A 9,084-nucleotide genomic window follows, 5' to 3' on the forward strand; every position below is an offset into this window, starting at 1 on the left:
GGGCGTCGGCGACGAGCTCGGCACGGCCGCGGCGCCCGCCGGAGAGCTCGGCGCGGACGTGCAGGTCGCCCCGGTACCAGCCGGGCCCGGTGAAGCCGGCCACGTCTCCACGGTAGGCGGTCAGGCGGGAAGTCGGCGGGTGAAGGTGCCATGGAATCCGAACGGAAGGTGGTGCTCCAGTTCGGCGGTGGCGAGGGTCTCCAGATCGCGGGCGTCGAGGATGAGCAGCCGGGACCGGTGCGACGCGGCGTCGTAGCCGACGGCGAGCAGCCAGCCGTCGTCCTCGGCCGCGTCGGGGGTGCGCGGAACGAAGATCGGTTCGCCGACGAGGTCGGCGAGCCGGGGCGCCAGGACCCGCCCCGTCCGGTGGTCGAGCTTGACGAGCTGGTCGTAGAGCCCGGAGTCGCCCGCGCTCAGATAGCTGTAGCGGTGCTCCCGGGTGGAGCGCCGCCAGTCGTACTGCGGCAGCTCGCACGGGATCGACGTCAGCTCCTCGGCGACCACCTTCGAGCCGGTGATCCGATAGCGGACCAGCCGGTTGGGGCGCGGCTCGTGGAAGGTGGTCCTGAAGTGCTGGACGTCGCGGATCAGCCGGTCGAAGTCGGGGTATTCGATCAGCTCGATGACGGTGTCGTCGCCGTCGGCGTACGCGTTGGTGATGTGGGTGCAGATCAGGGCGTCGTGTTCGATGATCCGGGGCCTGCCGCCTTCGCGCGGCACCAGGACGAACCGGGTGGGCAGGTCGGGGCGGTACTCCAGGGCGTCCAGGAAGGTCCCGCCGCGCATGATCTTTCCCAGTCGCGGCAGCATCGGCGACAGCACGAAGACCAGGTGCCGCGAGGTCAGCGCGAAGTCGTGGTTCCAGCCGATCCGCGGGATCCGCAGGCTCGCGAGCCTGGTCAGCGCGCCGCTGGGGGAGACCTTGTAGCAGTTGATGCCGGGGGTCGGCAGGAACCGGGTGCCGAAGTTGAACAGTTCGCCCGTCTCGGGGCACCAGCGGGGGTGCGCCGACCAGGCGCCGACGCCCTTGAGCCGGCCGTCGAAGTCGTGCTCGCCGAAGGTGTCGAGGGTGTCGGGGTCGAGCCGGTAGGGGCGGCCGCCCTCCCAGAGGGCGTGCAGGTCGCCGGCGTGGAACGACAGGTTGGTGTTGGCGGTGTTGGCGGGCGGCAGCGGGAACCGCTGGCCCGGCACCGCGGAGCCGACCCCGGGCCGCTTCATCGTGGTGGCGCGGGAGTTGGGGGTGTCGACGTACCGGTTCCGGAACGTGATCGCGCCGTCGGCGATCGTGAACCGGGAGACCATGCCGTCGCCGTCGAAGAGGCAGTCGATCGGGGTGGTCCCGACCTGCCACTTTCCTGGTCCGACCCGGTACAGGGTGCCGCGCAGCTCAGCCGGGACGGTGCCCGTGATCTCGCGGACGGGGTAGTCGTGCTCTGTCAGGAGGGGCTCGAACGCACCGAACATGCCCCCACTCTCAATTCTGATGACACCTGTCGTCAAGATGTTTGGGGCAAGATGTTCTCCGTGGGTACCCGCGTCTACCGGGGACGCTCCCCGGCCGAACGGACCGCCGAGCGCCGGGCCAGGCTGCTCGCGGCGGGCCTCGACCTCTGGGCGGAGCTGGGCTGGCAGGGCGTCACCGTGCGCGGGGTGTGCGGCCGGTCAGGGCTGACCGACCGCTACTTCTACGAGTCCTATCCCGACCGCGACGCCCTGCTGCTGGCCGTCTTCGACCAGGTCAAGGACCATCTCGCCGCGACGATGCTGGCCGTCCCGTGGCACGGCGAACCCCGCGCGATCATGCACGCGATGCTGACGGCCCTGCTCCGCGAGCTGCGCGAGGACCCCCGCAAGGCGACGGTCGCGTTCACCGAGCCCGCCGGCAGCCCCGCCCTCCAGGCCCGCCGCCACGAGACCCTGCTCGATCTCGCCGACACGGTCGCCGCGAAGATCGAGGCCGTCGCGGGCGTGCCCGTCCGGCCGCTGGTGCTCTACAGCGTGGGCGGGGTCGGCACCCTGATCGGCACCTGGCTGGCGGGCCGCTTCGACGCGACCCCCGAAGCGCTCGCCGACCAGTGCGCCGACCTCATCGCCCGGACCTTCGGCGTCGGCTAGGCGCGGAGCGCGTCGGTGAACCAGGTGTAGATCCCGGCCTGCGACGGGAAGGGCTCCTCGCCGTTGAGGACGGCCATGAGCTGCCAGTACCGCTCGACCCGCGCGTCGTTGAACAGGTCGATCCGGTCGGCGCGCTCCAGCCGCTCCGCGCGGGGCATCTCCGGACGGATCATCCGCGCCAGGATCTCCTGGCCTTCGGCGGAGGCCGGATCGACGCCCGCCCGGTGGGCGGGCGCGGCGTGCTCCTGGATCAGGCCCACCTCACGGGTCCACTCCTCGGCACGCGGGTCCTCCCCGGTCCCGGCCAGCGCCATCTGGCGTACCCGCGCCCGGAACGAGGCGTCGTTGACCAGCCCGGCCAGCTCGACCCAGGCCTCCACCTGGGCGGAGGTGGGTTCGGCGGGCAGCTCCGCCTTCATCTTCCGCATCGCGTTCGCGATGTGCGGGGACGTGTCGGTCCCGGCGAACGCCTCGTCGACGAAGTCGTCGATGATCTGCTGCCGCTCGGCGGCGGACAGAAGGCTCAAATCGTGCATCAGTCGTGTCTCTTCCTGATCGCTTCCATGGGCGGCGACCCAGCGCAGCACCGCACGGCGCAGCTCCAGGATGCGGATCTCCGCTCCCAACGCCCGCACGTGCTCCCCGGCCACCTCGGCCAGGCTGGTCTGCTCGTTCACGATCTTCTGCACGGTCTCCAGGTCGAGCCCGAGCCCCCGCAGGGTGCGGACCAGATCCAGCCGTGCCGCGGCGGCGGCGTCGAACAGCCGGTAGCCGCCGGCCGTCCGGTCGACCGGCGGCACCAGCCCGAGATCGGACCAGAACCGGATGGTCTTGACCGGCACACCGGTGCTCCGGGCGAGCTGCCCGATCGTGAACAGGTCTTCCATGGGGTAAGCCTCAGGTCTCCCGTCGCTGGAGAGTCAAATCAGATGGGCGATGTCGTTGTAGAGCTCGGCGCGGCCGTCGATCCAGCGGGACATCGAGCAGTTGCCGACCGGCGTCTTCTCGATCTCCAGGATCTCAGGGACGGACAGCCCTTCGACGATGTACCGGAGCAGGACGATCACCGCGTCATGGGAGGAGATCAGCACCCGGGCGTCGGCGGGCAGCTCCGCGACCAGGGTGCGCAGCCGCAGCGCCATGTCCGCCCAGGACTCGCCGCCCGGCGGACGGTAGTAGAACTTTCCCGTCTCGGCCATCAGCTCGAGCTCCTCGGGGAACCGCGCCTTCACCCCGATCGGGGTCAGCCGGTACAGCCGGCCCATGTCGCGGTCCCGCAGCCGCTCGTCGATCCGGACGTCCTCCCGCCCTGACGCGATCCGCGCGGTGTCCAGCGCCCGCAGATAGGGGGAGGAGAGCACCAGATCGGGCTTGGGCAGCTTCGCGAGCCGCAGCCCGAGCCGGTGGGCCTGGTCGGTGCCGAGCGCCGTCAGCGGGACGTCGGGGTCCGCCTCGGGAATGTCCATGATCTCCGCACCGGCGTGCACGGCCCGGCTCCTGGCGACGTTGCCGGTGCTCTCGCCGTGCCTGATCAGGATGAGGTCCATGGAGCTCGTCATACCCACCCGCTACACTCTGACCGCAAGAGCGACTGGCGCAGTCAAGGTGGGGTTCACCACCGGGGAGCGAGACGAGCCTGGCACCGCGCGCCTGGGTGCTGAGCGCCCTCCGAAAGGCGTGCGCCCGTGCACACTCCCGCTCTGCCCACTCTGACCTCGACCGATCCGGAGCTGGCCGCCCTCGTCGAAGGCGAGGCGCGACGGCAGCACGACAAGATCCGGCTGATCGCGTCCGAGAACTACGTGTCCCAGGCCGTCCTGGAGGCGACCGGCACGGTGCTGACCAACAAGTACTCCGAGGGCTATCCGGGCCGCCGCTACTACGAGGGCCAGCAGTTCGTCGACCCGATCGAGGCGCTGGCCGTCGAGCGGGCCAAGGCCGTGTTCGGGGTCGAGCACGCCAACGTCCAGCCGTACTCGGGCTCCCCGGCCAACCTGGCCGTCTACCTGGCGTTCCTGCGGCCCGGCGACACCGTGCTGGGGATGGCGCTGCCAATGGGCGGCCACCTCACCCACGGCTGGTCGGTGTCGGCCACCGGCAAGTGGTTCACGCCCGTCCGGTACGGGGTGCGCGCCGACACGGGCCGCGTCGATCTGGACGAAGTGCGCGATCTGACGCTCAAGGAGCGGCCGAAGGTGATCTTCTGCGGCGGCACGGCCATCCCCAGGACGATCGACTACCCGGCGTTCGCCGAGATCGCCCGCGAGGCGGGCGCGGTGCTGGTCGCCGACATCGCGCACATCGCCGGGCTGATCGCGGGCGGCGCCCACCCGTCGCCGGTGGGCCACGCGGACGTCATCACCACGACCACGCACAAGACGCTGCGCGGCCCGCGCGGCGCGATGATCATGTCGACGGCCGAGCACGCGTCCGCCCTGGACAAGGCGGTCTTCCCCGGGCTGCAGGGCGGCCCGCACAACCACACCACCGCCGCGATCGCCGTCGCCCTGAAGGAGGCGCAGGCCCCCTCGTTCGCGGCCTACGCCCACCAGATCGTCGCCAACGCCCAGGCGCTGGCCGCCGCGCTGTCCGAGCGGGGCTTCGACCTGGTGTCCGGCGGCACCGACAACCACCTGATCCTCATCGATCTCACCGGCAAGGGGGTCGCGGGCAAGCCCGCCGCCCAGGCCCTGGACCGGGCGGGCGTCGAGCTCAACTACAACACGGTGCCGTTCGACCCGCGCAAGCCGTTCGACCCGTCCGGGCTGCGGCTGGGCACCGCGGCGATCACCACCCGCGGCCTCACCGAAGCCGACATGCCGCAGCTCGCCTCCTGGATCGACGAGGCCGTCACCAACGCGGACGACCCGCGGACCCTGGACCGGATCGCCGGCGAGATCTCCACACTGATGGCGCAGCACCCGATGCCGGGCTACCTCGCCTGACCGGCGTCCCCGTTCCGCGGGCGGCGTGCCCGCGGAGCGGGCCCGGCCTACCGGCCGGACAGGGCGTCGACGAGCCGGGCGATCCGGGACGTCCTGGTGAGGCCGCCCTCGCGGGCGTCGGCCCGCCGGTAGAGCCCGTACATGAGCTGGACGCCCAGCCAGCGCACCGGTTCCGGCTCCCACTTGCGGACCTGCCAGCCCACCCAGGGCAGCGACGTCAGCTCGGTGTCGTGCCGGAGCAGCAGGTCGCGGAGGGTCCGCCCGGCCAGGTTGGTGGTGGCGACGCCGTGCCCGGTGTACCCGCCCGCGTAGCCGAGCCCCGTCGCGTGGTCGAGGACGGCCGTGGAGCACCAGTCGCGCGGCACGCCCAGCACTCCCGACCAGGCGTGTTCGACGGGCACGTCGGCCGCGGCGGGGAACATGTCGGTGAGCATGGACCGGAGCGCGCGGACCGTCCAGTCGTGGGTGGTGCCCGCGTCGTCGATCCGGGAGCCGTACCGGTAGGGCTTGCCGCGCCCGCCGAACGCGATCCGGCCGTCGGCGGTGCGCTGGGCGTACATGTAGTAGTGCGCCATGTCGCCGAGCAGTTCGGCGCCCGGCCAGCCGATCCGCTCCTGGATCTCCTCGGGCAGCGGAGCCGTGACGATCATCGAGCTGTTCATCGGCAGCCAGTCCCGGTGGTGCGCGGTGAACGCGGCGGTGAACCCCTCGGTGCAGCGGAGCACGTAGTCCGCGGTGACGGTCCCGTACGGGGTGACGGCCATGGGCCCGGACGCCGCCGTGCGCGGCCGCAGCTCGGTGACGGGGGTCCGCTCGTAGAGTTCGACCCCGAGCGCCCGGACGGCGTCGGCCAGCCCCCGCGCCAGCTTCGCCGGCTGCACCCGAGCGCAGTGCGGCGTGTAGGAGGCCCCCAGCGTCCCTTCGACGGCGATCCGCTCACCGGGTGCGATCAGCCGGAGGTCGTCGGGCCCCCAGCCCCACTCCCGCTCGGCCTCGACCTGCTCGCGCAGCCGGTGGAGCTGCGCCTGGTTGCGGGCGACGGTCACCAGCCCGTCCTTGACGAGGTCGGCGTCGATCCCGGCGGCCTCCGTCACGGCGATGATCTCGTCGATCGTCGCGAACATGGCCTTCTGCAGCCGGACGGTGGCGTCCTTGCCGTGCTTCTTCGCGTAGGCGTGGTGGGATCCGGCGAGTTCGCCGACCACCCAGCCGCCGTTCCGGCCGGACGCGCCGTACCCGGCGAACTCCTGCTCCAGCAGCACGACGCGCAGATCGGGCTGCGCCTGCTTCAGGTAGTAGGCGGTCCACAACCCGGTGTACCCGGCCCCGACGATGCAGACGTCGGCCTGCCGGGAGCCCGGGAGCGGTTCGCCTGGGGAGGGGAGCCCGATCGCGCGGAACCAGTGGGACACCGCGCCATTCACAAGGGACATGCGCATATATAACACCATTTGGCCACTGAATCCGCAGTCGAGACGGAGATCACTCAGCGTGTCGTCCCCCCGAAACGGTACGCACATGACTATGTAACAAGCGTCAGAAAACGTTGCGGTCATGGGAATCGGGGAAATCATGACACTTCGCGCACTCGGGCCGGACGATCTGGAAGCGGTCAGGGCCATGCACGACCGCTGCTCGCTGGAGAGCCGCCGGATGCGGTACTTCAGCGCCAAGCCCGATCTGCCGCAGCGGCTGTTCCAGCGCTTCCTGGAACGCTCCAGAGGCTGCACGCTGGTCATCGAGGACTCCCGCGGCGCGATCGTCGCGCTCGGCCATCTCATGTACACCGCGCCGGGCCAGGGCGAGCTGGCGTTCCTCGTCGAGGACGCCTGGCAGGGCCGTGGCCTGGGCCGTGGCCTCGCCGAACGGCTCTGCGATCTCGGCAACGCCGAAGGGCTGACCGAGCTGACCGCGTCCGTGCTCAGCGAGAACATCCGGATGCGGTCCCTGCTCACCTCGCTGGGCGGCACCACCCGGCGCAGCGAGGACCCGGCCGTCCTGGAGATCACCGTCAGGGTCGCCCGGGCGGTCGTCGCGGCGTGATGGGATGGGGCCGTGGACATCTACGACGACCCCGCGGCCTATGAGCTGTCCTGCGGCTTCCGGGACATCCCGGACGAGGTGGACACGCTGCTGGAGTGGTCGCGCGCCCACGGCCGCGTGCCGCGAACCGTCCTGGAGCTGGCCCCCGGCCCCGCCGAGCACGCCCGCGAGTTCGCCCGCCGCGGCCTCGCGGCGACGGCGCTCGACCTCAACGCCTCGATGTGCGCCTACGCCAAGGCGCGGTGCCCCGACCTGACGGTCGTCCAGGCCGACATGACGGCGTTCGCGCTCGGCGAGCGGTTCGACCTGATCGTCACGATGCTCGACTCCACCGCCCATCTGCGCACCCTCGACCCGATGGTCGAGCACTTCCGGCGCGCCGCCGAGCACCTCGCCGACGACGGCGTGTACATCCTGGAGATGAGCCACCCCAAGGACAGGTTCAGCCCCGACCCGTCCACGGCCACCTCCTGGACGGTCGAGAAGGACGGGATCCGCGCCGACGTCCGCTGGGGCTCCCTCGACGACGCCCTCGACCCGCTCACCCAGCTCGTCGACGACCAGGTGACGATCACCGTCACCGAGCCGCCGGAGCGTCCGGGCGGCCCTGCCCGCACCCGGGTGGCCGAAGGAGTCGTCCCCTACCGGTTCTGGACGGCCACCGAGCTGGAGGCCGCCGTCCGGCTGTCGGGCGTGCTGGAGCCCGTCGCCGTCTACGGTGACTTCGCGGACGTCCCGCCCACCGACCCCGCCGCCTGGCGGCTGATCACCGTGTTCCGGAGGAAGCCATGACCCAGCCCCTCACCCCCGAAGAGGAGTTCCGGTTCCAGCGCGAGATGGCCGTCCTGGTCGTCCAGAAGCTGACCGAGGGCGGCCGGTTCCGGATCAGCGCGGACACCCCCGACCTGATCAGGATGTTCCAGAACGTCACCAGCCTGGCCGCCGAGCTGATGGGCCAGCCCGTGTACGGCTACGGCAACGGACGCGAGTACTTCATCACCCTGGCCCCGCAGGAGATGATCAACGTATCCTGAGGGCATGGCGGAGCTCGCGGACCTGGTGCGGTTGCGGAAGGCACGCGACCTGATGGATCGCGACTACTGCGAGCCCCTGGACCTGGCCACCCTCGCCAGGGCTGCCCTGATGTCCGAAGGGCACTTCTCGCGGAGCTTCCGCGCCGCCTACGGCCAGACCCCGCACTCCTATCTGATGACGCGCCGGGTCGAGCGGGCCAAGGCGCTGCTGCGCCGCGGCGATCTGACCGTCACCGAGGTCTGCTTCGCCGTCGGCTGCACCTCGCTCGGCTCGTTCAGCGCCCGCTTCACCGAGCTGGTCGGCAAGACGCCCAGCGCGTACAAGGCGTCCGAGCACGCGCACGGCGAGAACATCCCCGCCTGCTACGCCAAGATCATGACCCGGCCGGTCCGCAGCACGTAGCGTGGCCTCATGGAACTGCGACTGAAGCACTGTTTCGTTCCGGTCCTCGACCACACCGAGGCGCTCGCCTTCTACTGCGACGCCCTCGGCCTCGAAGTCCGCAACGACGTCGGTTTCGAGAACATGCGCTGGGTCACCATCGGGCCCAAAGGCCAGCCCGACATGGACATCGTGCTGGAACCCCCGCTGGCCTCGCCCGACGCGTCGCAGGAGGACCGCGACGCCTACATCCGGATGATCGTCAAGGGGCTGATCCACGGTCTGGTCTTCACCACCGACGATGTCGACGCCATGTTCGCGCAGGTCGCCGAGGCGGGCGGCGAGGTCGTCCAGGAGCCGATGGACCAGCCCTACGGCGTCCGCGACTGCGCCTTCCGCGACCCGTCGGGCAATCTGATCCGGATCAACCAGCCGAACGCGCGCTGAAAGGCCCCGCCGCCCGGACGGGCGACGGGGCCGGAAGCGGTTCAGCCGGGCAGCAGCGCCGCGGCCGCACGGTCGACCAGGAACAGCGTGGCCTCGCGGCCCAGCGCGGCGGCGACCG

The 9,084-nt window shown here is 71.1% G+C and carries 11 protein-coding genes and 1 riboswitch; of the genes, 7 read left to right on the top strand and 4 right to left on the bottom strand.

Annotation, left to right across the window (positions count from 1 at the left end; all coding sequences use genetic code 11):
- Positions 1 to 120: 120 nt before the first annotated feature.
- Positions 121 to 1,464 carry a carotenoid oxygenase family protein gene (locus tag ACYVE7_RS22770; RefSeq protein ID WP_460367034.1) on the bottom strand — a complete coding sequence of 448 codons (1,344 nt, stop codon included), beginning with the start codon at positions 1,462 to 1,464 and terminating at the stop codon, positions 121 to 123.
- A 60-nt stretch (positions 1,465 to 1,524) separates the two neighbouring features.
- On the opposite strand from ACYVE7_RS22770, the gene ACYVE7_RS22775 reads away from it, so the two are divergent.
- Positions 1,525 to 2,115: a TetR/AcrR family transcriptional regulator gene (locus ACYVE7_RS22775; RefSeq protein WP_460367035.1), complete on the top strand. Its 591-nt coding sequence runs from the start codon at positions 1,525 to 1,527 to the stop codon at positions 2,113 to 2,115.
- Here ACYVE7_RS22775 and ACYVE7_RS22780 read toward each other — a convergent pair.
- Positions 2,112 to 3,002, bottom strand: a complete 891-nt coding sequence (locus tag ACYVE7_RS22780; protein ID WP_460367036.1) for a helix-turn-helix domain-containing protein — start codon at positions 3,000 to 3,002, stop codon at positions 2,112 to 2,114. The two genes, ACYVE7_RS22775 and ACYVE7_RS22780, sit on opposite strands and share 4 nt — an antisense overlap.
- A gap of 33 nt (positions 3,003 to 3,035) precedes the next feature.
- Positions 3,036 to 3,662, bottom strand: a complete 627-nt coding sequence (locus tag ACYVE7_RS22785; protein WP_460367037.1) for a histidine phosphatase family protein — start codon at positions 3,660 to 3,662, stop codon at positions 3,036 to 3,038.
- 30 nt (positions 3,663 to 3,692) lie between these two features.
- Positions 3,693 to 3,778: riboswitch (ZMP/ZTP riboswitch) on the top strand.
- 22 nt (positions 3,779 to 3,800) lie between these two features.
- On the opposite strand from ACYVE7_RS22785, the gene ACYVE7_RS22790 reads away from it, so the two are divergent.
- Positions 3,801 to 5,060, top strand: a complete 1,260-nt coding sequence (locus ACYVE7_RS22790; RefSeq protein WP_460367038.1) for a serine hydroxymethyltransferase — start codon at positions 3,801 to 3,803, stop codon at positions 5,058 to 5,060.
- 47 nt (positions 5,061 to 5,107) lie between these two features.
- Here ACYVE7_RS22790 and ACYVE7_RS22795 read toward each other — a convergent pair whose 3' ends face one another.
- Positions 5,108 to 6,499 carry an NAD(P)/FAD-dependent oxidoreductase gene (locus ACYVE7_RS22795; protein ID WP_460367039.1) on the bottom strand — a complete coding sequence of 464 codons (1,392 nt, stop codon included), beginning with the start codon at positions 6,497 to 6,499 and terminating at the stop codon, positions 5,108 to 5,110.
- A gap of 133 nt (positions 6,500 to 6,632) precedes the next feature.
- Between ACYVE7_RS22795 and ACYVE7_RS22800 the strand changes: the two genes are divergently transcribed.
- From ACYVE7_RS22800 to ACYVE7_RS22820, 5 genes are read left to right on the top strand one after another with little or no spacing between them, the layout of a single operon-like run.
- Entirely contained in the window at positions 6,633 to 7,103 is a 471-nt protein-coding gene (locus tag ACYVE7_RS22800; RefSeq protein ID WP_460367040.1) for a GNAT family N-acetyltransferase, read from the top strand.
- 12 nt (positions 7,104 to 7,115) lie between these two features.
- On the top strand, positions 7,116 to 7,895 hold the full coding sequence (locus tag ACYVE7_RS22805; protein ID WP_460367041.1) for a class I SAM-dependent methyltransferase: 780 nt from the start codon (positions 7,116 to 7,118) through the stop codon (positions 7,893 to 7,895).
- Positions 7,892 to 8,137 (top strand): hypothetical protein, encoded by a 246-nt coding sequence (locus tag ACYVE7_RS22810; protein WP_460367042.1) that lies wholly within the window; start codon positions 7,892 to 7,894, stop codon positions 8,135 to 8,137. Before ACYVE7_RS22805 ends, ACYVE7_RS22810 begins: the two co-directional genes overlap by 4 nt.
- Positions 8,138 to 8,141: 4 nt before the next feature.
- Positions 8,142 to 8,540, top strand: a complete 399-nt coding sequence (locus ACYVE7_RS22815; protein WP_460367043.1) for a helix-turn-helix domain-containing protein — start codon at positions 8,142 to 8,144, stop codon at positions 8,538 to 8,540.
- Between the two features lie 9 nt (positions 8,541 to 8,549).
- Positions 8,550 to 8,966, top strand: coding sequence for a VOC family protein (locus ACYVE7_RS22820; RefSeq protein ID WP_460367045.1), 417 nt, complete (start codon positions 8,550 to 8,552; stop codon positions 8,964 to 8,966).
- The last annotated feature ends 118 nt before the right edge of the window (positions 8,967 to 9,084 follow it).

This window comes from Actinocorallia lasiicapitis, assembly GCF_054778695.1.